At 38.7% G+C, this 24,062-nt stretch carries 20 protein-coding genes; all 20 read right to left on the minus strand.

Annotation, left to right across the window (positions count from 1 at the left end; translation table 11 throughout):
* Positions 1–247 precede the first annotated feature (247 nt).
* Positions 248–1,114: a 2-oxoacid:ferredoxin oxidoreductase subunit beta gene (locus tag ACIQVU_RS02605; protein WP_340804828.1), complete on the minus strand. Its 867-nt coding sequence runs from the start codon at positions 1,112–1,114 to the stop codon at positions 248–250.
* Positions 1,114–2,853 carry a 2-oxoacid:acceptor oxidoreductase subunit alpha gene (locus tag ACIQVU_RS02610; protein WP_402893733.1) on the minus strand — a complete coding sequence of 580 codons (1,740 nt, stop codon included), beginning with the start codon at positions 2,851–2,853 and terminating at the stop codon, positions 1,114–1,116. The genes ACIQVU_RS02605 and ACIQVU_RS02610 overlap by 1 nt, the downstream gene beginning before the upstream one ends.
* A gap of 261 nt (positions 2,854–3,114) precedes the next feature.
* Positions 3,115–3,381: a stage V sporulation protein S gene (locus ACIQVU_RS02615; RefSeq protein WP_004224903.1), complete on the minus strand. Its 267-nt coding sequence runs from the start codon at positions 3,379–3,381 to the stop codon at positions 3,115–3,117.
* A gap of 168 nt (positions 3,382–3,549) precedes the next feature.
* Complete coding sequence (locus ACIQVU_RS02620; protein WP_340804818.1) at positions 3,550–4,347, minus strand: TIGR00282 family metallophosphoesterase; 798 nt, start codon at positions 4,345–4,347, stop codon at positions 3,550–3,552.
* A gap of 176 nt (positions 4,348–4,523) precedes the next feature.
* On the minus strand, positions 4,524–6,083 hold the full coding sequence (gene rny, locus ACIQVU_RS02625; protein WP_340804817.1) for a ribonuclease Y: 1,560 nt from the start codon (positions 6,081–6,083) through the stop codon (positions 4,524–4,526).
* A 645-nt stretch (positions 6,084–6,728) separates the two neighbouring features.
* On the minus strand, positions 6,729–7,790 hold the full coding sequence (gene recA, locus ACIQVU_RS02630; protein ID WP_340804816.1) for a recombinase RecA: 1,062 nt from the start codon (positions 7,788–7,790) through the stop codon (positions 6,729–6,731).
* Between the two features lie 163 nt (positions 7,791–7,953).
* Entirely contained in the window at positions 7,954–9,213 is a 1,260-nt protein-coding gene (locus ACIQVU_RS02635) for a competence/damage-inducible protein A (RefSeq protein WP_340804815.1), read from the minus strand.
* Positions 9,214–9,230: 17 nt separating this feature from the next.
* Positions 9,231–9,809, minus strand: coding sequence for a CDP-diacylglycerol--glycerol-3-phosphate 3-phosphatidyltransferase (gene pgsA / locus ACIQVU_RS02640; protein WP_340804814.1), 579 nt, complete (start codon positions 9,807–9,809; stop codon positions 9,231–9,233).
* A 47-nt stretch (positions 9,810–9,856) separates the two neighbouring features.
* Positions 9,857–10,783 carry a helix-turn-helix domain-containing protein gene (locus ACIQVU_RS02645; protein WP_340804813.1) on the minus strand — a complete coding sequence of 309 codons (927 nt, stop codon included), beginning with the start codon at positions 10,781–10,783 and terminating at the stop codon, positions 9,857–9,859.
* Positions 10,784–10,799: 16 nt separating this feature from the next.
* Positions 10,800–11,585 carry a DUF3388 domain-containing protein gene (locus tag ACIQVU_RS02650; RefSeq protein WP_340808539.1) on the minus strand — a complete coding sequence of 262 codons (786 nt, stop codon included), beginning with the start codon at positions 11,583–11,585 and terminating at the stop codon, positions 10,800–10,802.
* A 217-nt stretch (positions 11,586–11,802) separates the two neighbouring features.
* Positions 11,803–12,060, minus strand: coding sequence for a DUF3243 domain-containing protein (locus ACIQVU_RS02655; RefSeq protein WP_340804812.1), 258 nt, complete (start codon positions 12,058–12,060; stop codon positions 11,803–11,805).
* Positions 12,061–12,104: 44 nt separating this feature from the next.
* Positions 12,105–12,833 (minus strand): elongation factor P 5-aminopentanone reductase, encoded by a 729-nt coding sequence (gene ymfI, locus ACIQVU_RS02660; RefSeq protein ID WP_340804810.1) that lies wholly within the window; start codon positions 12,831–12,833, stop codon positions 12,105–12,107.
* Positions 12,830–14,131 carry an EF-P 5-aminopentanol modification-associated protein YfmH gene (gene yfmH / locus ACIQVU_RS02665; protein ID WP_340804809.1) on the minus strand — a complete coding sequence of 434 codons (1,302 nt, stop codon included), beginning with the start codon at positions 14,129–14,131 and terminating at the stop codon, positions 12,830–12,832. The genes ymfI and yfmH overlap by 4 nt, the downstream gene beginning before the upstream one ends.
* Positions 14,128–15,399: an EF-P 5-aminopentanol modification-associated protein YfmF gene (yfmF, locus tag ACIQVU_RS02670; protein WP_340804807.1), complete on the minus strand. Its 1,272-nt coding sequence runs from the start codon at positions 15,397–15,399 to the stop codon at positions 14,128–14,130. The genes yfmH and yfmF overlap by 4 nt, the downstream gene beginning before the upstream one ends.
* Before the next feature lie 179 nt (positions 15,400–15,578).
* Positions 15,579–16,538 (minus strand): ABC transporter permease, encoded by a 960-nt coding sequence (locus ACIQVU_RS02675; protein WP_340804806.1) that lies wholly within the window; start codon positions 16,536–16,538, stop codon positions 15,579–15,581.
* Between the two features lies 1 nt (position 16,539).
* Positions 16,540–17,586, minus strand: a complete 1,047-nt coding sequence (locus tag ACIQVU_RS02680; protein WP_340804804.1) for an ABC transporter permease — start codon at positions 17,584–17,586, stop codon at positions 16,540–16,542.
* The gene (locus ACIQVU_RS02685; protein ID WP_340808538.1) at positions 17,586–19,133 is read right to left on the minus strand and encodes an ABC transporter ATP-binding protein; all 1,548 of its coding nucleotides are present in this window, start codon (positions 19,131–19,133) and stop codon (positions 17,586–17,588) included. The genes ACIQVU_RS02680 and ACIQVU_RS02685 overlap by 1 nt, the downstream gene beginning before the upstream one ends.
* A 437-nt stretch (positions 19,134–19,570) precedes the next feature.
* Positions 19,571–20,656 carry a BMP family lipoprotein gene (locus tag ACIQVU_RS02690; RefSeq protein WP_340804803.1) on the minus strand — a complete coding sequence of 362 codons (1,086 nt, stop codon included), beginning with the start codon at positions 20,654–20,656 and terminating at the stop codon, positions 19,571–19,573.
* A 53-nt stretch (positions 20,657–20,709) separates the two neighbouring features.
* Positions 20,710–21,438, minus strand: a complete 729-nt coding sequence (locus ACIQVU_RS02695; RefSeq protein WP_340804802.1) for a GntR family transcriptional regulator — start codon at positions 21,436–21,438, stop codon at positions 20,710–20,712.
* A 198-nt stretch (positions 21,439–21,636) separates the two neighbouring features.
* On the minus strand, positions 21,637–23,928 hold the full coding sequence (locus tag ACIQVU_RS02700; RefSeq protein WP_402893745.1) for an FtsK/SpoIIIE family DNA translocase: 2,292 nt from the start codon (positions 23,926–23,928) through the stop codon (positions 21,637–21,639).
* Positions 23,929–24,062: the final 134 nt, after the last annotated feature.

Here is a 24,062-nt window from a genome sequence, read left to right on the forward strand (position 1 = left end):
TTTTATTGTAGCATTTTTTGAAGAAGCTTCGCTTGTATAGACTCCATCTATTTTTCTAGCAATACATTCACCTGCGATTTGTCATGATGCTGGGCGTTTCGTTTACCCGCCTTTCAGTGCATTATACCTGCGAAGTTTAGACATTTACCCGTGATTCCATGCGTAATACTCACGAATTTTAGGCTGTTACCCACGATTTAAGCAAAAAAGCATTTGAGATACGATGATCCCAAATGCTCTTTCTATTTTACATAAACTCTTTTACTAATTCATTAAAATCGTTTTCGCTCATTTTAATATCGATATCTGTTAGTGGTAGCTCTGAGTAGCCTGTTACTTTCTCCTGATAAGAAGTTGTTTCTGTATCATGATAAATAATGCCTGTTACTAAGCCCTCATGCTCCATCACTGTACGCATTGCCATGCCGCGATCTGAATTATCATAGCCTTCAATATCAGCAAGCTTTGTTAAGTTCTCTTTAAACCAATCATATGTGTTTACTTTATTGTATGTGACACATGGTGAAAAGACATTGATAAAGGAGAAGCCTTTATGATTAATACCCGCTTCAATTAAAGCTGTTAATTCTTTAATATCTGTAGAGAAGCCTTGTGCCACAAATGTAGCGCCACTTGTCAATGCTACCTCTAATGGTTTTAATGATGGTTCAATCGCTCCACCTGGTGTCGATTTTGTAATAAAGCCTGCTGCAGAGCGTGGCGATGTTTGCCCTTTTGTTAAGCCATAAATTTGGTTGTCCATAACAATATACGTAATATCAATATTACGGCGAATGGCATGAATCGTGTGCCCCATACCGATGGCAAACCCATCACCATCACCACCAGAGGCGATAACATGTAAATCACGATTTGCCATTTTTAAGCCTTGTGCAATTGGTAATGCACGGCCATGGATGCCATGGAAACCATAGGAATTAATATAGCCTGAAATACGTCCAGAGCAGCCAATCCCTGAAATAACAGCAAGCTCATTTGGCTCAATGCCTACATTTGCAGCAGCACGCTGAATGGCTGCCTGTACAGAGAAGTCACCACAGCCTGGGCACCAGTTTGGCTTCACCGTATTACGAAAATCCTTAAATGTTGCCATTAGCGAGTCAACTCCTTCACACGATTTTCTAATTCACCTGGCAAGAATGGTGTACCATTATATTTTGTAATTGTCGTAATTTTATCGTGACCGCCAACATTCATTTTCATAATATTGGCTAGTTGACCTGTGTAGTTATTTTCTACAACGATCACTTTTTTCGCCTGCGCTACAAGTGGTGCTACTTCCGCAGATGGGAATGGATGAATTAAACGAATATGGGCATGGTTAACCTTGATGCCCTGTGCAATTAATCGTTCCTGCACCTCTTCAATCGCTCCGCGTGTTGAGTTAAAGCCGACTAACAAAATATCCGCCTCATCATATGGTGCATTTGTATAAACAGGTTGTTCAAATTTTAAATGTGCAAGCTTACGGAAGCGTTTGTCCATTTGTATTTGGCGATTGCCTGTTGCTTCAGAGGGCTTTCCTGTTTCATCATGCTCAACCCCCGTCACATGGTGAATACCATGTAATGTACCAGGAAGTACACGAGGAGAAATGCCATCGTCTGTATTTTCATAACGCTTGAAATAAGCTTTATCTGCCGCTTCTTCCAACTCATCTGTCACAATCTTACCACGGCGAATCTCAATTTTACTGTAATCAAATGGCTCTACAGATTGTTTCCCTAATGATAATTGTAAATCGGTCATTAAAATAACAGGGAGCTGTAATTCCTCAGCAATATTAAACGCTTGGATTGTATCAAAAAATGCTTCCTCCATTGTTGAAGGTGCAATAACTACTTTAGGGATTTCTCCATGTGTGCCATAAAGCATTGCCATTAAATCAGATTGCTCTTGCTTTGTTGGTAAGCCTGTTGAAGGACCACCACGCTGCGTATCCACAACAACAAGTGGCTGCTCTGTCATGCCCGAAAGACCGATTGCCTCCATCATTAATGACAAACCAGGACCTGCCGAAGCTGTAAAGGAACGAACACCACCAAAGTTAGCACCAATCGCCATTGTTGCTGCGGCAATTTCATCCTCTGTTTGAATAACCGTACCACCGAATTTTGGTAATTTTTTAATTAAGTATTCCATAATTTCAGAGGCTGGTGTAATTGGATATGCTGCCATAAAGCGTGTACCAGCAGCTATTGCACCCAGTGCTATTGCATCGTTGCCAATCATAAACATACGGCGTTTGCCATCTGCTGGTGCAAGCTCCCATTCCCCAACGCGATCACCTAAAAGCTCATTCATCATTTGATGGCCGCGCGCAATCGCCTCCATATTTTTTTGAACAACCTCTTCACCTTTTTTACCGAAAATATCATCGACAACATTTTGGAACACTGCATCATCTAAATTAAGCAATGAAGCTGTTGCCCCAATTGCTACCATATTTTTCATCAATGAAGTGCCAAGCTCTGCTGCTATTTCAGTAAATGGCACAGCAAATAATGGTGCCTGTGAATCTTCTGGTTTTATAGGATCAAATTTTGCATCCGCTAAAATAACACCTGTATTTGTTAGCTCTTGATAATTGACGTCGATTGTTTCTTGGTCAAACGCCACTAAAATATCTAAATCATCCGCAATTGCACGTACTTCTGTTGGACGAACTGTAATCTTATTATTCGTATGGCCACCTTTAATTCGAGAAGAGAAGTGACGATAACCGTATAGGAAATATCCTAAACGATTCATTGCCATTGAGAAAATTTCACCTGTACTCTCAATCCCTTCACCCTGTTGCCCACCGACTTTCCACGAAAGCTGATGTAACATGTCAACAACTCCTTAAATCCAATGTATACTATTATTTTTCCTTCATAAGTTTAACACGAAGAAACCCTTCTGTACTATTGTTTCTCAATGATTTAGGCGAAAATCAGACCTTTGACTGAAAATTTTTTCAAAAAGTTGTAATTTTCAAATCTAAGCAAAATCACGCCTCTATTGCAAGTGACATCTATCATATGTAAAGAAAAAACGAAAAAATGCCTCGCCACATTATTATGTGACAAGGCATTTTACTTCATTACTTTTTTATCGAATGCGTTTTTCCACTAGCAGCTTTAAGGCTGTACGTTCTTCGCCAGCAATTAAAATATCAGCAAACGCTGGCGCGCAAATTAAATCTGTGCCACTTGGCGCTACAAATCCGCGTGCAATGGCCACTGCTTTCACGGCTTGGTTAAGTGCACCTGCCCCGACTGCCTGCATTTCTGCTTGCCCTTTTTCTCTGATTACCGCGACTAATGCACCTGCAACTGAATTTGGATTAGAGCGTGATGATACTTTTAATGAATCCACAATTATTCCTCCCCGTTTCGCGAATAGTGTTTACGCTCAACAACTCATGTCCCCCTTTTTGGACCTCAAGTTATTGTCCGTAGCACATTTTATGCTCCACAAGAAGGAAATAGACTAAGAATCCTGTATCCCACTAAAAGAGTTGTAAACCAACAAACTTCGACTTATTTATCCTTGAAACGGATAGTCGTCATTTATATAAATACGTTCACAGTGACTAGCCTTCCCTGTTTTATCATCAATCTCTACAAAGAAGCCACTTAATACCTCACGTCCTTTTTTCGGCACTTCAAAGCGAGTTGGCATATTTGTTTGGAATTTAGAAATCACACTATCCTTCGTCATGCCTAAAATTTCATCATACGGACCTGTCATGCCGACATCTGTAATATACGCTGTACCATTTGGATAAATTCTTGCATCGGCTGTTTGCACATGTGTATGTGTGCCAACAACTGCCGAAGCCTTACCATCTAAATGCCAGCCAAGCGCAATCTTTTCACTTGTCGCTTCTGCATGAAAGTCCACAAAGACAAGTGGTGATGTTCGGCGAGCTTCCTCGATCAACAAATCAGCCATCGCAAATGGGTCTTCATGTGGAGGTAAAAAGACACGACCATGTAAATTAATCACCGATAATGTCACACCGTTTTTAGCAATTTGCACCATGCCCTTCCCTGGAGCCTCGCTCGAAAAATTAGCAGGGCGTATTAAATAATCTGCGTCATCAATAAAATCAAAAATATCTTTATTGTCCCATGTATGATTGCCCATTGTAATCACATCTACACCCATTTGTAAAAGGCTGTTGTAAATATTATGAGTAATGCCACGCCCTGCCGCTGCATTTTCACCGTTTGCAATGACCACATCAGCATTGTATTTCTTTTTTAAGCGAGGTAAATATTTTTCCACTGCATCTCGACCAATTGAACCAACAATATCACCAATAAATAAAACCTTCATTTTTTAACCACTCTTTCTTTCCCTTATGCCTTTTTCCATCAGCAAGGCTTATTTCATAACCGGCTTCAAATAACATCCTTAATTGTAACGTTAGGCAGTTTATTAAGCAATTAAGCTTTTCCAGTAAAAAAGAGGCTCTCCAGATATTTATCTAAAGAAACCTCTAACTTTCAATATTATTTCGCGTACTCCACAGCACGTGTTTCACGAATGACTGTCACTTTAATATGACCTGGATAGTCCAATTCTTCCTCAATGCGTTTGCGAATATCACGTGCAAGTCGATGGGAAGCTAGGTCATCAATTTTTTCAGGTTGTACAATAATACGGATTTCACGACCAGCCTGAATCGCATAAGATTTTTCTACGCCATCATAGCTTTCTGAAATTTCCTCTAACTTTTCCAGTCTGCGGATATAATTTTCAAGTGTTTCGCTTCGTGCACCTGGACGAGCTGCTGATAATGCATCAGCTGCAGCCACTAATACTGCAATAACAGAGGTTGCCTCTGTATCGCCATGATGCGAAGCAATACTGTTAATAACGACAGGATGTTCCTTATATTTCGTTGCTAATTCTACACCAATCTCAACATGGCTACCTTCAACCTCATGGTCAATTGCTTTACCGATATCATGTAATAAGCCTGCACGACGAGCTAACGCTACATCCTCGCCAAGTTCAGCAGCAAGTAAGCCTGCTAAATATGCGACTTCAATTGAATGTTTTAAAACATTTTGTCCGTAGCTTGTACGATATTTCATACGACCTAAAATTTTCATTAAATCAGGATGTAAGTTATGAATACCAATTTCAAATGTTGTTTGCTCACCTGTTTCGCGAATTTGTTCATCCACTTCACGACGAGCTTTTTCCACCATTTCCTCTATGCGAGCAGGGTGAATACGGCCATCTTGTACAAGCTTTTCAAGTGCAAGTCGAGCTGTTTCACGACGAATTGGGTCAAAGCCTGATAAAATAACCGCCTCTGGAGTATCATCAATAATTAAATCAATCCCTGTTAATGTTTCCAATGTACGGATATTACGGCCTTCCCGACCAATAATACGGCCTTTCATTTCATCGTTTGGCAAGTTCACGACAGATACCGTTGTTTCTGCTACATGATCTGCTGCAAAACGTTGTAATGCCAACGATAAAATTTCACGTGCTTTTTTATCGGACTCTTCCTTCGCACGTGTTTCAGCTTCCTTCGTCATCACTGCAATATCAGTCGCTAGCTCTTTTTCTACCTCATTTAAGATAATTGTTTTTGCTTCATCTCTTGTTAAAGCAGAAATACGTTCTAGCTCTGTTTTTTGTGATGCAACGAGCTCGTCCACTTTGCTCTCCATCTGTTCAATATGCTGTTGTCTTTCAGCTAGAGCATGTTCTTTACGCTCTAAGCCTGCTTCTCTCTTATTTAGAGCATCATCCTTGCGGTCAAGATTCTCTTCTCTTTGCAATAAACGGTTCTCTTGTTTTTGAAGTTCTAAACGACGTTCACGAATGTCATTTTCTGCTTCAATACGAAATTTGTGAGTTTCATCTTTGGCTTCAAGTAGTGCTTCTTTTTTCATTGCCTCCGCTTCTCGTTTTCCTTCTTCAACGATTGTTTCAGCAACATGTTTAGCACCAGTGATTTTTGAGTCATTCACTTTTTTCATGTAGATATAGCTAACAGCGGCACCAACGATGAGTCCAAGCAAAGCGGAGATGATAGTAATTCCATCCATATGAACACCTCCTCTTGCTATTTGGGTAATACAGTTTCAGTCGGCGCATACATCAATATAAGCCTTGTGAACAACAAGGAACTTTTGTTCATCCATTCTATTCACAAAGGGTGTATCTTCATCCAGCAGAATAGAGCCATCCACTGGAAAGGAATTACAACAATGGTCACTTCACTAGGAAGCTTTGAAAGTTGTAATATCGCTTTCATGAAAGATAGTTATTTAATGAAGATATAATCAAATGTATTGCCTATTTAAAGTCATAATTCAGAAATTATACATATTTTATTGTATAACTAGCCTTAAGCGCTGTCAAGGAGAGTCAGGTGTCTATTCACCTGCCAACTAAAAAAAGTAAGTCCTATCCATCAAGTGAATATTTTGCCTAATACTTTTACACTAGAAAATATTTTATGTTTACTAGCATTTCGTTAAAACCAGTACATAAGAAATATTTTCTTACAAGCTCGTGTAGTTGTTGAATTTGCAGCTAACTCGTATTTTAGTGTTGCTTCTACTATATTCTACGCAAAAATTCAGCAATATAGACAACATCACCTTTCAATAGAACGATTATATCGCTACAAATTTTTCACAAAAAAAATACATTGCTCCTGCTTTTTCGTGCAAGAGCAATGCATTAGCTTATTCTTCTTCAAGAAGTGACATTAATTCTTCATCCATTTCTTCTTCGTCATGCGCGGCAATTGTATAAGAAGCAGCAGCAATACCGTAAGAAGAGCGAATTTTATTTGCAATTTCCTCCATCACAGCAGCATTTTCTTTTAAATATTGCTTCGCATTTTCGCGTCCTTGACCTAGGCGCTCATCACCATATGCATACCAAGAACCACTTTTTTGTACAATATCTAATTCTACCCCTAAATCGACTGTTTCACCTTCTTTAGAAATCCCTTCTCCATACATAATATCTACTTCAGCTGTACGGAATGGTGGTGCTACTTTATTTTTTACAATTTTAACCTTTGTGCGGTTCCCTACAATATCATTCCCTTGCTTAATTGCCTCTGCACGACGAACTTCTAAACGCACGGAGCTGTAGAATTTAAGCGCACGCCCACCAGGTGTTGTTTCTGGATTGCCAAACATCACACCAATTTTTTCACGGACTTGGTTAATGAAAATAGCAATTGTTTTGGATTTATTGATCGCTCCTGAAAGCTTACGTAAAGCTTGGGACATTAAACGTGCTTGTAAGCCGACATGAGAGTCACCCATATCTCCTTCAATTTCAGCTTTTGGTACTAATGCTGCAACAGAGTCAATAACGATAATATCAATGGCTCCACTACGTACTAATGCTTCTGCAATTTCAAGTGCTTGCTCACCTGTATCTGGCTGCGATAATAATAGCTCATCAATATTAACCCCTAATTTTTGTGCATACACTGGGTCTAATGCATGCTCTGCGTCAATAAACGCTGCCTGTCCACCCGTTGCCTGTACTTCAGCAATAGCATGTAGTGCAACAGTTGTTTTACCTGATGATTCAGGACCATATACTTCAATAATACGTCCACGTGGATAACCACCTACACCTAATGCAGCATCAAGTGCTAATGAGCCACTTGAAGATGTGGCAATTTCTAAATCCGTTTTTTCACCAAGCTTCATGATGGAACCTTTACCAAAATTCTTTTCAATTTGTTTTAACGCCTGTTCTAAGGCTGCTTTACGATCACTCATTTATTTTCCTCCTTCAAAAACTGTTCATTAGTTATTATCTATCTCTACTATACTTGCTTTTGAGAAATCGCGCAAGAAAAAAGCGAACATTTATTCGATTTTTCTTCAAAATAAAAATTTGAGCAGTTTTTCTCTACTCAAATTCCTATTTGTTAGTTTATTTTTAATAACGCTTTGTATAGCCACGCTCTTCTAATAACTGCATTAAATAATGGCATGCAAACTTCACTGCACGCAGTCGATTTGTATTCCGCATACCAGATAGATGTAGCAAGTATGTAAGAGGCTCCTCATCGTTAATCGCAATACCAATCCATACTGTGCCTACTGGCTGATGGTCATGTGCTGTAGGACCAGCTTCTCCTGTTAAACCAATCCCAATATTTGTAGCGAATTTTTCCCGCACAGCACTTGCCATTGCCGCTGCACATTCACTACTGACAACACCATGTGTATCAATTAGCGCTTTTGAAATACCAAGCTGTTTTACTTTCGCATCAGCTGTATAGGTAACAACGCCTCCGATTAATGCATTGCCCACCCCAGGAATTTCCGCAAGCTCTGATTGAAATAATCCAGCTGTTAAACTTTCCGCAGCTGCAATTGTTAGCTTATTATCCAGTAGCATTTCAACTGTTTTAGAGGCAAGCGAATCATCATTGACACCATATTGATAGTCGCCAACAAGTGCCTGTATCTCTGCAACTTTGGCGTCAATTAGCTGTTGTGCCTGCTGCTCTGTTGGTGCTTTAGCTGTGACGCGTAATGTTACCTCACCGTCTGAGGCAAGCGGTGCAACAGTTGGATTTGTTTGAGCATCTAAAATATCTTGAACGCGTACTTCAAGCTCCGCCTCACCAATACCATAAAAACGCATAACATGAGAGGCGATTGTTCCCCCATCATTTAACATAGCTGCAAGCTTTGGCTTTGCCTCAAATTGGAACATTGGCTCTAGCTCTTTTGGTGGTCCCGGCAGTAAAATATAAGTGCGATGATCCTTTTTAAAAATCATACCTGGTGCCATGCCATGATGATTGGCAAGCACTTCACTGCCTGCTAATACTAATGCTTGTTTACGGTTATTGTCCGTCATTGGACGACCTCGTTTGGCAAAAAATTGCTCAATATATGTTAAAGCAACCTCATCCAGCTCAAGTGGCACGCCAAGATGACGAGCAATTGTTTCCTTTGTTAAATCATCCTTTGTAGGACCAAGTCCACCTGAAAAAATAATTAAATCTGCACGAGATTCTGCAACTGCAATCGCTTGCTCTAAACGCTGTGCATTATCACCCACTACAGTATGATAAAAAACATTTATACCTAGCTCTGATAATTGATTGGAGATAAATCTCGCATTTGTATTTGTAATTTGACCTAATAATAATTCTGAGCCAACCGCAAGAATTTCAGCATTCATGATACACAAGACCTTTCTTATTTAGACTCAAGTAATACACGTCGATTTAGATAGAAATAATCCCAGCCAGACCAAAGTGTAAAGAACAATGCAATATAAAGCATAATGATATCAAATGGAATACCAATAAGTGTAAAGATGGTATTGTGTAAAAGAGCCGCTGCAATCGCTACAATTTGTGCCCATGTTTTTATTTTGCCAAGCTGATTGGCTGCAACGACCTCTCCTTCACCTGCCAAAATTAGTCGTAAGCCCGTTACTGCAAATTCACGGCTAATAATAAGAATGATGATCCAAGCTGGTGCCATCTTTAGTTCTACCATTAAAATAAAAGCTGCTGATACAAGCAATTTATCAGCGAGCGGGTCTAAAAATTTCCCAAATGTTGTGACAAGGTTATATTTACGTGCATAGTAACCATCCACCCAGTCAGTTGTAGAAGCAAGAATAAAAATAAGCGCTCCAACAAAATGATGGACTGGCATCTCTGCACCAAATAGTGTCAATGTTCCCCAACCAAAATCAAACATCATAACAATAACAAAGAATGGAATAAGTAAAATTCGAGAGATGGTAATTTTATTTGGAATGTTCATTTTTCTAACACCTTTCATGATGAAAGAAAGTAGTCACCATAGGATGACTACTGTTCTTTATTGAAATTGATGACGATATTTTGCGTGACAACTTGCTGTGCATACGTTAATGGCTCGTCATTAATAAAGATTTTAGCCTGCGTTGAATTACCAAGGCGAATACGCACATAGCTTTCAGCAGTAGCATCAAACTCTACTACTTCTCCAGCATTATAAACACGCGTATCTGCTAATAATTCTTGTTGCTGCTGGTTACGAATCCCAACAAATGTAGGACCTGAAACTTCAATGCGAAGTTTCAATGTATCTGTACCTGTTAACGTATAAGAGGTTGTTGCTCCATCTGCTTCAACAGTACCCGCGGAAATTGTTTGCTTCGTTTCTTCATCTTCAGGTTGTTCTTCATCAGCTGGTGTTTCTTCTTTAGCATCTGTATCCTGTTTGTCATCTGTTTGCGTATCTTCATTTTTGTTGTCTTTTTTATCTTTTTCACTATCAATTGGTTTAACATTTGTATCGTACTCCATTTCAGGAGTCGAATTGTCAACCTCATTTGGTTGTGCATTATTTTTGGATTGCCATAGCACCCATATAATAACAATAATAACAATAATAAATAAAGCGACAATAATTTTTGGCATAGCCTCCATCATTTTATTGGAAGGGCCTTTTGTTACCTTACGTCTACTAGGACTATTTGTTATTGATTGGCTTACTTGATCATTTGGTGTACTTGGCAGCTCATTCTTATATGTTTCTAAAATTTCCTCTGCGTTTAGACCAACAGCCTCTGCATATTGCTTAATAAAAGCTCGTACATAAAACGAACCGGGCATAATGGAATAATTGCCTTCTTCAATTCCTACTAAATAACGTTTTTGAATTTTCGTTATTTCTTGTAAATCGTCTAAACTGTAGCCTTTAGACAGTCTCGCCTCTTTCAGTCGAGTCCCTAATTCTGCCACTAATAACACCTACTTTAACATCAAATTAAAAATTAAATCCTCCAAATGAATCAGATTCGGACATATGATTTTTTTCCATTATTTCATAAGTAATTTCTTCATCAACGTGATGACGTAGTTCAATAATATAATCAAAATCTTCTATTTTATATTCTGAATGCTGAACAAACATATCAGGATGCTCTACAACTTTGATGCACGGCATATTCATCATTTCACGCACCAATTGCATATGCCGCTCATCAGATGAACGACGTGTTACAATCCCATCTAATATAAAAATATTGTTACTACTAAATTCATCCCCCACAAGTTTATTACGAACGGTTTGCTTGATCATTGTGGATGATAAGAAAATCCACTTTTTATTGGCACAAACACTTGCTGCAACAACAGACTCGGTCTTCCCTACACGGGGCATACCACGTATACCAATCAACTTATGTCCCTCTTTTTTAAAGAGCTCTGCCATAAAATCGACTAAAATTCCCAGTTCATCTCGCACAAAGTGGAATGTATTTTTTTCGTCTGCATCTCGAGGAATATAATGACCATGTCTAAGCGCTAGTCGGTCACGAAGTTTTGGTTGTCGAAATTTGGTTACGTTAATATGTTCCATTGTCGAAACAATTGTACGAAAACGCTCAATCGCTTCATCATTGTCTGTATGCACTAACATACCTCGTCGATCCTTATCGACACCATTTATTGAAATAATATTGACACGAAGCATCCCTAAAAGTGAAGCAATATCTCCTAATAATCCAGGGCGATTCACCTGAATTTCATATTCAAAGTACCAATCGCTCAAACACACTCGTTCCCTTCCTATTAGTTAACGTAAAAAATCCTTTATAAGTTCCATCATAGCCGATTTTTTATGTAATGGAAAGTTAGAATGCACGGAATTATAGCGTTATTTTTAAAAACTTACTAATTTTTTTAGATGCATAGCTGATATGCTTACATACGTTCTCGTTTTCAGTGAAATTGTATAGAAAAAAGAGGAGATAGGCTCTCCTCTTTTGTTATTGCACATGCTTATTTTGTACAAGCTTTACGACACAATTCGCCAGCGCATGCTTTTCATCTTCAGAGGCAACGCCCCATAAATCCGACAAAACACGCTCTTGCTCATTTTTAGGATCGACATTTGTCGCCAAATATTCACCGATTTGTACGGCAGCTTGTTGAATCATTTTCTTTGGCATACCGCTCGATTCCGCTTGCATGACATTTTGTCCTAAAAACGATGTCCATTTTTGCCAGTTTTCTAAAATCGTCATATGTTCCTCCTCCTTTACACATGTAGTATGTGCAAAAGAGAATATTATATGTACCAACCACCATTTAATCGGATAATTTGTCCTGTTACATAATCAGCCTTGCCTGATAAATAAAAGCGCACCATTTCAGCTACATCCTTTGTTTGCCCAATTTCGCCTAGTGGAATATCTTCCAAAATATAATTGAGCTCCTGTTGACTTAAATGGCTGTTCATAGCTGTATTAATAAAGCCTGGAGCAATTGCATTGACCCGAATACGAGATAATGCCGCTTCCTTGGCAAAGGACTTAACAAAGGCATGCTGCGCTCCCTTAACAGTGGCATACAATGTTTCCCCTGCTGAGCCAGCTTCACCCCAAATGGAGCCAATAAATAGCACATAGCTAACATTATGCTTGCGAAGCTTTGCGGACAATAAAGCCGTTAATCGCATTGGATTTTGCACATGGACACGCCATAATGCATCCATATCCTCCACAGCTGTATCTTCAAGCAGTGCATAATGCGCTTGCCCATTTGCAAAAACAATTGCCTGCACATGAAAAATTTGTGCTGCCATGCTATCAGCACCAGTGGATGTTGAAAAATCCCCCTGTACAAGCATAAACTCCTGTGCAGGGAAATCTTTAGAGAGGGATTGATATAACGTCTGTGCCGCTTGCACGTTATGGGAATAATGCAGATAGATAGACCAGCCATCTTCTGCTAAACTTCGACAAATAGCATGCCCAATCTCACCTGATGCACCTAATATAAGCGCAAATTTTTTCATTGTACATCCTGCTTCGTTGGTAAAATTTTAAATATTGTTTGTTGAGATTCGCCTTGAATCGAAGCAAATGCCTTATACAAATCGTCAATTGTTAACGCTTCAAGCACTGGCACGACATCGAATAAATTCATGTCATTAAATGAATAACGTGTAAATTGGTTCGCAATAAACTCAATTGAATTGAGCGCACGTAAGAAGAAGCCGATTTTTTTACGCTTTATTCGCTCTAAATCAGCGCTTTCAAACTTAGCATCTTTCTCATATTTTGCTAATTCTGCTATGATCGTTTGTGCTAATTGGTCTGGCTCCGTGGAATCAGAACCAATCATGGCAAAGCCAAAGCCCTTTTCTAAGGTAAAATCAAAGGCATATGTTTCATCAATTAAGCCTGCCTCATAAACGTGCTCATAAAAATGAGAGGTACGCCCAAATATAAGCTCAAGCGCAATTTGAACAGCTAGCTCATGCTTTAGCATTTCTTGACCTGATAGATTTGTGTCTTTTGCTTTCAAGCCAATATATACCTTAGGCTTTTGCACATCCATCTTTAATGTACGTTCCTTAATCGCCACATCTGTTGGCTCTTTATCAAAGAAGCGTTGAATTGGTGTAGGCTCTGGGAATTCTTTTTTTCCTTGATTGTCACGAATAAAAGTCATCATTTCCTCTGGCTCCACTGCGCCGATCACAAATAGTAACATATTGGATGGATGGTAAAATGTATTGTAGCATGTATATAAATGGTCTGCTGTAATCCCATCAATGGATTCAATTGTCCCTGCAATATCAATTTTTACTGGATGGTGATGGTACATATTTTCGATTGTCCCAAAATATAAACGCCAATCAGGCTGGTCATCATACATCGTAATTTCCTGCCCAATAATACCCTTTTCCTTGTTAACAGTCGCTTCTGTAAAGTATGGCTCCTGCACAAAATTTAATAATGTTTCTGTACTTTTATAAATATTGTCAGTCGATGAAAATAAATAAGCCGTGCGTGTAAATGATGTAAAGGCATTGGCAGAGGCACCGTACTCGCTAAACTTTTGGAAAACATCTCCATCTTCTTTTTCAAACATTTTATGCTCTAAAAAATGGGCAATACCATCTGGTACTGTCACACTTTCTGTTTCACCAATCGGTACAAATGTACGATCGACAGAGCCATATTTAGTTGTAAATGTGACAAATGTTTTGGAAAAGCCTTTCTTCGGTAAAATATAAACATCTAACCCATTCGCTAGCTTTTCATAATAAAGTGTTTCATCTAATTGCTTAAATTCAATTGTTTTCATTGTGCGGCTTGCTCCTTTCCATATAAGAAATAGACCGCTTCAAGCTGCACTGTTTTTGCCATTTCCACAACATCTTCCTTCGTCACAGCTTTCCACTTATTTGCCCAAGCTTCCACAGAGAACTCCTCAGGTAAATTTTTATATTGATCGAAAATTTCAATTTGTCCACGCGCAGAATCTAAAGACTCTTTTAATTGATTTGTGAGCATTGCCTTTGTTTGCTCCAGCTCTAAATTGGAAATATCTCCTGCCTGTATAGCTGCTAATTGTTCTTTAATTAATGTCAATGCTTTTTCTTCATTTTTCGGCTCAATGCCAGAAACAACGAAAATTAAGCCATAATGTGAGGCATAGGCACTTGATGCATAATAAGCAAGGCTCTCTTTTTCACGAACATTCATAAATAATTTAGCATGTGGATAACCACCAAAGATACCATTAAAAATTTGCATTTTAGCGAAATCTGGATCGCCAAATTTAACGGATGTACTAAAGCCAATATGCAATTTCCCTTGCTTCATCTCATGCTGCTCTCGAACATAGTCTTGCTCGGGATGCTTTTGTGGAAGCACTGCTGGCACTTCCTCTGGCGTACGATCTTTAAATGGTAGCGCTTGCTGTAATTTTGCTACAATTTCTGCTTCATTAATATCGCCAGCGACATAAATATCGATTTTATCATTAGCAAGCATTGATTGATATGCTTCAAATAACGAGGCAGGTGTGATTTTTTGAATTTCCTCTACACTACCATTGGCTGAAATAGAGGCTGGCTCATTTGGTCTTAAAATTTGCTGTAAACGAAACTGTGCAAAACGAGATTTATCATCAAAAATGGATTCAATGCGTTGAATAACGGTTTGCTTTTCACGCTCTACAATCGATGCCTTAAAAACGCCATTTTCTAAATTTGGCTCAAAAATGGCTGTGTGCAATAAATCAAGTACATTGTTTAACACACTTGCGTTTGCTAAATAATGCTCGTTCACCGTTTCTACATTCATCAGCACTGTATGTTCATTGCCACGCTTTGATGTATCAAAATATAGCACAGTGCCATACAAGTCATCTAAAAAGCTTCGAAAAGCAGCCGTTGTCTTATATTTAGCATTACTATGCTGTAATACATTTGTTAATACTGTACGCTCTGAGGCACTTTTAGCTGTTAATGCTCTTCTCCATTTAATTGAAAAGTTTACAGTTTTAAATTGGGTCGTTTGTCGGATATGCAAATTGACACCTTTTGCAAAAGGTATTGTTTTAAACATATAAAACCCTCCTATCCTTCTTAATATAACGATGTACTACACATACTATACATGTCTATTGTCTATAATTGCAAAAAGAATCCAAAGTATGTATGGAAAAATTAAAAAATATATGTAATTGGCTAAGTTGACATGGCAAAAAGACTGAGCATTGTTCGCTCAGCCTTTCTTATAATTTCTTAGCGTTTCCCTTTAATATAGGGTTGTCCACTTGCCTTTGGCGCATTCGCTTTACCAATAAAGCCTGCTAACGCAAGGATTGTTAGTACATATGGTAAAATTTGCAGATAGACAGCTGGTACATTTTCGATAATTGGAATTTGACTTCCTGCAATACTTAATGTTTGTGCCAATCCAAAGAATAGAGCTGCACCTAATGCACCAATTGGATGCCATTTCCCGAAAATCATTGCTGCAATTGCCATAAAGCCTTGCCCAGCAATTGTTGCGTGTGAAAAGTCATGTGTAATTGTTTGTGCATAGACTGCACCGCCAAGTCCACCTAATGCCCCAGAAATCACAACAGCAATATAGCGCATTTTATTAACATTAATCCCCATTGTATCTGCTGCCATTGGATGCTCACCAACTGCGCGAAGACGTAAACCAAATGGTGTTTTATAAATAATAAACCATGCACCAATTGCTACTGCAAAGGCTAAAATAGATGTACTATATACATCGCGGAACAATAGCGGACCGAAGAATGGAATATCCTCTAAATAAGGGATACCAAAACGGCCGATTGGTCGCGTAATCATATCTGTTTGACCTTTATCATAAATCATTTTTACTAAAAAGACTGAAACAGCTAAGCCCAATAGGTTGATAGCTACCCCAGATACCGTTTGATCGGCACGGAAGGAGATGGAAGCAACCGCATGGAAAAGTGAGAAAATCCCACCGATTACAACAGCTGCTAGCATTGCTATCCAAGTTGTTGCTGCACCTAGTGATGAAGCATATTCTAAATTAACATAAATACCAATAAAAGCACCGATAATCATTAAGCCTTCTAGCCCGATGTTGACAACACCAGAGCGTTCAGAGAATACACCACCGATAGCAGTAAATATCAAAGGTGTTGCATAAAGAATCGCTGAAGGGATGATGAAATATAACATTTCTAAAAAGCTCATGTTATTGTCCCTCCTTTTTCTTGCTCAGCTTTTGTAAGCCTACTCGAATAATATAGCCTGATGCCACAAAGAAGATAATTAATGCAATAATAATGGATACAATTTCTTCTGGAATACCCGCAGCATTTGGCATATTAAGAGCACCATATTTCAATGAACCGAAAAGAGAAGCTCCGAATATTACCCCTAGTGGTGTATTCGCACCAAGCAAGGCAACAGCGATTCCGTCAAAACCGATTCCTGTAAAGCCTGGTTTAATCGATGCATTTTGGAAAGTACCTAGCGCCTCCATTGCACCACCAAGACCCGCAAACATACCTGAAATTGTCATGGCTAAAATAATATTTTTATTAACACTCATACCTGCATAATCAGCAGCATTTTTATTAAAGCCTACCGCCTTTAGCTCATACCCGCGCGTTGTTTTTTCTAAAATAAACCACATCACTACGACCATTAAAAGTGCAACAATGATCCCATAGTGAAGGCTTGAGTTGTCTGTAAGCTCTCTTAAAAACGGAGAACGCAATGAAGCTGACTCAAGAACACGTTCTGTTTTAAAGCCACCATCCGACAATTTTTTAATGACTGCGTTCGCAATATAAAGCGCAGTATAGTTCAGCATAATTGTCGCAATTACTTCATGGACTTTAAATTTCGCTTTTAAGAAGCCTGCAATAAAGGCCCAAAATGCACCTGCAGCTGCTGCTGCTAATAATGCTAATGGTAAATGAATCACTTTAGGTAGTTCAAATGCATATCCTACCCAAGCTGCTGCTAGCCAGCCTAAAATAAGCTGCCCTTCAACCCCAATATTGAACAGCCCTGTACGGAAAGCAAATGCTACTGCAAGACCTGCCAATATATACGGTGTAATTTGACGAATTGTGTTCCCAATTGAATATGAATCTCCAAATATACCTGTCCAAAGAGCAATATAACCTTGTACTGGGTCATAGCCACTCACTACCATAACGATAGCACCTACGATTAAACCGATAATAATAGAGATGATAGGAACGAGAATATTAATGACACGATTTGACATTAGTCGTTCCCCTCCTTCGCACCATGCTTGTTATTTTTTTTACTTTGCCCAGCCATCAGTAAGCCAAGCTCTTGTTCGGTTGTTTCTTTTGGATTTAACTCATCCACAATTTGACCATCATAAATAACAGCAATACGATCTGATACATTCATAACCTCATCTAATTCAAACGAGATTAATAGAACAGCCTTGCCTTTATCACGTTGCTCAATAAGGCGCGAGTGAATAAACTCGATAGCTCCTACATCAAGACCGCGAGTTGGTAAAGCTGCAATTAATAAGTCTGGATTACGATCGATTTCACGCCCAATAATTGCCTTTTGCTGGTTACCACCAGATAGCGCACGTGCTGGAGTCATTTCACCATTCCCTGTACGCACATCGTATTCTTTAATAATTTGGCGAGCTTTTTCCGATACCTTTTTATAATCCATGACAAAGCCTTTGGCGATAGGAGGCTGATAATATGTTTGCAGTGCAATATTATGGCCAATCGGGAAGTCTAATACTAAGCCATGCTTATGACGGTCTTGTGGAATATGTCCAACGCCCTCCTCTGTAATTTTACGAGGCTTTAAATTTGTAATATCCTGACCATTTAACTTCACAGTACCGCTTTTCACTTTGCGTAAACCTGTAATAGCCTCGATTAATTCAGATTGACCGTTACCATCAATACCCGCAATACCAACGATTTCGCCTCTGCGAACGTTTAAGTTAAGACCTTTTACTTTATCGATATTACGATAATCCGTTACAACTAAATTCTCAACGGACAATACTTCTTTTGTTGGGCTTGCATCTGTTTTTTCTGTTTTAAATTCAACCTGACGACCAACCATCATTTCAGCAAGCTGATTAGGGTTTGTGTTAGCGGTTACAACTGTACCGATTCCTTCACCCTTACGGATAATTGTGACGCGATCGGATACTTCCATAATTTCCTTTAGCTTATGGGTAATTAAAATAATAGATTTCCCCTCTGCAATAAGGCGACGCATAATTTGAATTAATTCTGTAATTTCTTGTGGTGTTAAAGATGCTGTTGGTTCATCAAAAATTAAAATTTCAGCACCACGATATAATGTCTTTAAAATTTCAACGCGTTGCTGCATCCCAACTGTAATATCTTCAATTTTGGCATATGGATCAACATCTAAGCCATATTTTTCAGAAAGTGCCTGTACTTTCTTTGCCGCATCTTTAATATTAACAATGCCCATTTTAGTAGGTTCAGAACCTAAAATAATATTCTCTGTTACCGTAAAATTCTCTACCAACATAAAGTGTTGGTGCACCATACCAATTCCTAAGTCATTGGCAATATTCGGGTTTGTAATTTTAACAGCCTTCCCACGAACACGGATTTCGCCACCTTCTGGTTGATACAAACCAAAAAGAACGTTCATTAAAGTCGATTTACCTGCACCATTTTCACCTAGCAATGCATGGATTTCGCCTTGTTTCAGTTGGAGGGTGATGTTATTATTCGCCACGAACTGACCGAATTCTTTACGGATTCCTAGCATTTCAATCACATATTCCAATTTTGTCACTCCCTTAATAGGCACTATATAGTAAGTATTTTTGCCTTAGCGTATAGTATCTGCCGCTACAATGACTGATGGTACAGATTAGCAATACGTCCAGTGCTTGAAATGGATAAGGCTTAGCAAGATCGTTGCATAGATGCAGCACTAGCTAACAAACTCCTGTGCCTCCTTTCATTACTTGAGGCTATACTTTATTCACTGATTTAAGCCCACCTATAGAGGTAGGTGTTTTGCTAAATTAATACAGGAAAGGTCATCGTTAGAAACCTTTCTTCTATTAACTTGTTACCATCAATATGTTTTCATTATGACTACCTCTATACGGTTCATCTAAATCAAATAGAGAATTGCAAATAATCTAAATATAACGATAGATTGAAAAATCATCATAAGGTCCTTCGACAAGTCCCTTATGATGATTAACAGATGAATTATTTTTCCACTTTTTCTGGAACGACAATTTCACCCTTAGCAATTTTTTCTTTATATTCATCGATTACAGCTTGTACATCTTCTGGAATCGCACCACGAGAATCTGCAAGTTTAACGCCATCTTCAGCTAAACCGTATACAAGTGTTTCTCCACCTGGGAAATCACCATTTTTTGCTCTATTTGAAATATCTACTACTGCTGTATTAACACCTTTTAACATAGAAGTTAAAGTAACGTTTGTTTCCTCATCTACTTTACCTTCTTCGTATTGGTCAGCATCTACACCAATTACCCAAATATTTGCATCAGGGTCTTTTTTCTTACGCTCTTTTGCTTCAGAGAATACACCATTACCAGTTCCACCAGCAGCGTGGAAGATTACATCAACACCTGAAGAATACATACTGCTTGCTGTAATTTTACCAACATCGGCTTTATCGAACGCACCTGTATATTTATCTTCAATAATGATATCAGGGTTTACAGCTTTTGCCCCTTCAATAAAACCAGCTTCAAAGCGATTAATAACTGGAATATCTACGCCACCTACGAAACCGATTTTACCTGATTGTGACATTTTAGCAGCTGCAACACCAGCTAAGAAAGCACCTTCTTGCTCTTTGAACAATACTGATACAACGTTATCTGCTGGTACTTCTGCATCAATAATCGCGAATTGACCATCTGGATTTTCATCCGCAATAGCAGCCATCGCATCTTCCATCATATAACCAATACCAAAAATTAAATTAAAGTCACGACGTACTAATGAGTTTAAGTTTGCATCATAGTCTGCATCTGATTTTGATTGTAAGTAGTCGAAACCACCGTCACCCTTTTCTAAACCGTGCTCTTTACCATAAGCTTGAACACCTTCCCATGCAGATTGGTTGAATGATTTATCATCAACGCCACCTACGTCCGTAACCATCGCTACTGAGAAAGCCTCTTCTGTGTTGCCACCACCTGAAGCATTGTCATTGTCTTTTGCAGCGTTATCGTCGTCTTTTGCACCACATGCACCTAAAATAGCACTTGCCGCTAATACTGATGTTAATACTAAACCAAATTTACGTTTTTTCATGTTTTTAACCCCCCAAAGGTATTGTAATTAGCAGGAAAAAATTTAGAAATGTTCTACACCCGTTTACGAACTACATGGAAGCTGAATTTATCAGCCCGGAAATAATTTTTTGAATAGAGCACTACTTGATCATGGTCATCGTAATGCAATTGCTTTAACACTAAAAGAGCTGTTTCACGTCCACAGTTTAAAATCGGTGAAGCTTGTTCATGATAGCCGACTGGATCAATATAGGTAATCGCATAAGCAACATGAATTTTCCCAGATTGTTCAAGAGCAGAGAACAGTGAAACTTCTTTTTTTTCAACAAAGTCAGTAGGCAAAAAGCTTGCTGGTAGTCTATCTATACAGTAAACTACTGGGTCGCCATCCGCTGTTCTGACACGTTCAATTGTGAGTATTTTATCTTCGCCATCACATTGGAAGCGTTTTAAATCTTCCTCAGAAGGTATGTGCTCAGTCGCCTTTAAAAAACGCGAGCCTGGCTCCATACCTACTGCCTCGATCATAGAAGAAATGCTTGATAACTGCTCAATACCTGATGTAAACAACGGCTTAGGATTAACAAAAGTCCCAACCCCATGTCGACGCACAATTACATTTTCTTCTTCCAACAGTCGAAGTGCTTCTCTAAGTGTTGCTCGACTGACTCCTAGTGATTTCGATAATTCAAACTCTGAAGGCAGCTTTTCATTTTCTTTAAAAATACCAGCCTCAATATCAGATTTTAAACGATCAATTACTTGAAGATAGAGATGACGATGATCTGCTTTAATAGTCACATATATCACCACCAAAATCAGAGATCAGACATCTGATGTACAACATTCCTACTAATCGTTCATAAATATAACATTTTTGAAGAATGAAATAAATAGTTTTGATTAAAATCTGTTATAGAATTCATTGTTTATTTATTTCCATTACAAATAATTGGACAACCAGACAAAACGCCCCATTATTTATAGCCTATTTTTTGTTTAGCTTTCATATTGATGGATAAGCACTTGGCGAGGCTTACTGCCCTCTGGTGGCCCAACAACCCCACGCTGCTCCATTTGATCGACAATGCGTGCAGCCCTTGAATAGCCTATACGGAAGCGGCGCTGAAGCATTGAAACAGAGGCTGTTTGCATATTAACGACTAATTGTACAGCTTCATCATATAATTCGTCTGTTTCCTCTAAAATGGTTTCCTCCTCAGTAGGAATCATTTCCTCCTGATACTGTGCCTTTTGCTGTTCTATAACAAAATTAACGACTGATTCAACCTCTTGGTCGGATAAAAAAGCACCCTGTACTCGCTTTGGCTTGGAGGCACCAGCAGGTAAAAACAGCATATCACCACGACCAAGTAAACGCTCTGCTCCACCCATATCTAAAATCGTTCTGGAGTCAATTGCGGAGGATACAGCAAAGGCAATTCTTGAAGGAATATTTGCCTTAATAACACCTGTTAACACATCTACACTTGGTCTTTGCGTTGCAATAATCAAATGAATGCCTGCTGCCCGCGCCATTTGTGCTAAGCGTGTAATGGAATCCTCCACATCATTGGACGCCACCATCATTAAATCTGCTAGCTCATCCACAATCACAACAATATATGGTAGCTTTGGATGCTTTTCATCTGTTCGGTCATTCATTCTTTGAACATGTGCATTATAGCCTTCAATATTTCGCGTACCTGTATGTGAAAATAGATCATAGCGACGTTCCATCTCAGAAACTACCTTTTTCAAGGCTTGCGAAGCTTTGCGTGCATCTGTTACAACAGGCGCTAATAAATGTGGAATGCCATTATAAACATTTAACTCTACCATTTTTGGATCAATCATCATTAATTTCACTTCATGTGGCTTTGTACGCATTAATATCGATACAATAATGCCATTAATACAGACACTTTTCCCGCTACCTGTCGAACCTGCTACAAGTAAATGTGGCATTTTATTTAACTCTGCTAACACAGCTTGTCCCGTAATGTCACGCCCAAATGCAACTTGCAATAAAGCTTCTGGCTTTGCACCATCCTTTGACTCTAATACTTCACGCAATGTCACAATCGCTACCTCACTATTTGGTACTTCAATGCCAATCGCAGATTTTCCGGGTATTGGCGCTTCCATCCGAATATCTTTTGCAGCAAGCGCTAGCGCAAGATCATCCTGCAGATTAACGATTTTGCTTACTTTCACACCAATATCAGGTAAAATTTCATATTTTGTCACAGCTGGCCCTAAATGCACCTGAGTCACCTTTGCCTTGACGCCAAAGCTTTGTAATGTTTGTTCAAGCTTTTTAGCATTTGCTTGGATAACCGAATATTCCCCACTTTGGTCATGCTGTGGTGGTAATTGTAATAAATGATAGGATGGCAGTTGATAATCTGCATTTTCTACAGCATCTGTACCTTGGATATGAACATCCTCCACCGCTTCTTCTAGTTCATTTTCCACCGTATGTGTCACATCAAACCCATCACTTTCATGTGATACATTTTGTGTAAAAGCAGAAATAATTGGCTCATGAGCGGGCTCTTCTTCTTCATATACTGGTATATCAGCATCCTGCTCCACCGCTGCTATTTCATCCGTATTTTCTACTCTTGAGCGTCGATTGCTTGGCTTTTTAGGTATATTTTTCTTCTTTTCATGGCGCTTCTTTTTCCATTTTCCAAATAAATCAGGCATTTTCTCTGCTAAATAAGGTACTAATGCTTTGCCTGTTACAAGAATTAAGCCAATAAAGAAAATAACCCATGCTACTACTTTTGCGCCTGATGCATCAAATAATACGTGTAGCCCACTATAGAGCAATGCACCAATCATACCTCCACCTAAAGCATCACTACGATGAATAATACCATCTGTACTTATTAAAATTCGCCATGATTCACGTAAAACAGAATCAGATAATAAACCACCTGATTTTGACAATTGCTCAAATAATATGCCATGACTAAAAATTGTTAAGCTCATAATAATCAGCACTAGCCCCATTATTAAACGATCCTTTATGCCTACCTTTTTACGGCCAATCATCAATAATAGCGCAATAAAGATAAGCATAAATGGCACAGCGAAGTGTAAATTTCCTAAAAAAAACATAGCTATTGTTTGTAGTGTACGTCCAATCACACCATACTCAAAAATCATGATGATGGCTAACGCAATAAAGAGTACACCTAGAATTTCATACATAAGCGGATGCATTTCTTTTTTTTCAGTTGTTGCCTTACTTTTCGTTGTTTTTTTCTTCCTTACTGCCACCTATTTCACCTTCTTTTGCAATCCATTTTACTCCGTATTCACACTCTTTTTTGTACCAAAAGCGTAGCATCAGGTACAAGCTGGAAGATTTCCACCGATTGCAGGTTCACTTTATATATGCAACCAATCATAAC

This window comes from Lysinibacillus sp. NPDC098008, assembly GCF_044760715.1.
Classification (GTDB): Bacteria; Bacillota; Bacilli; order Bacillales_A; family Planococcaceae; genus Lysinibacillus.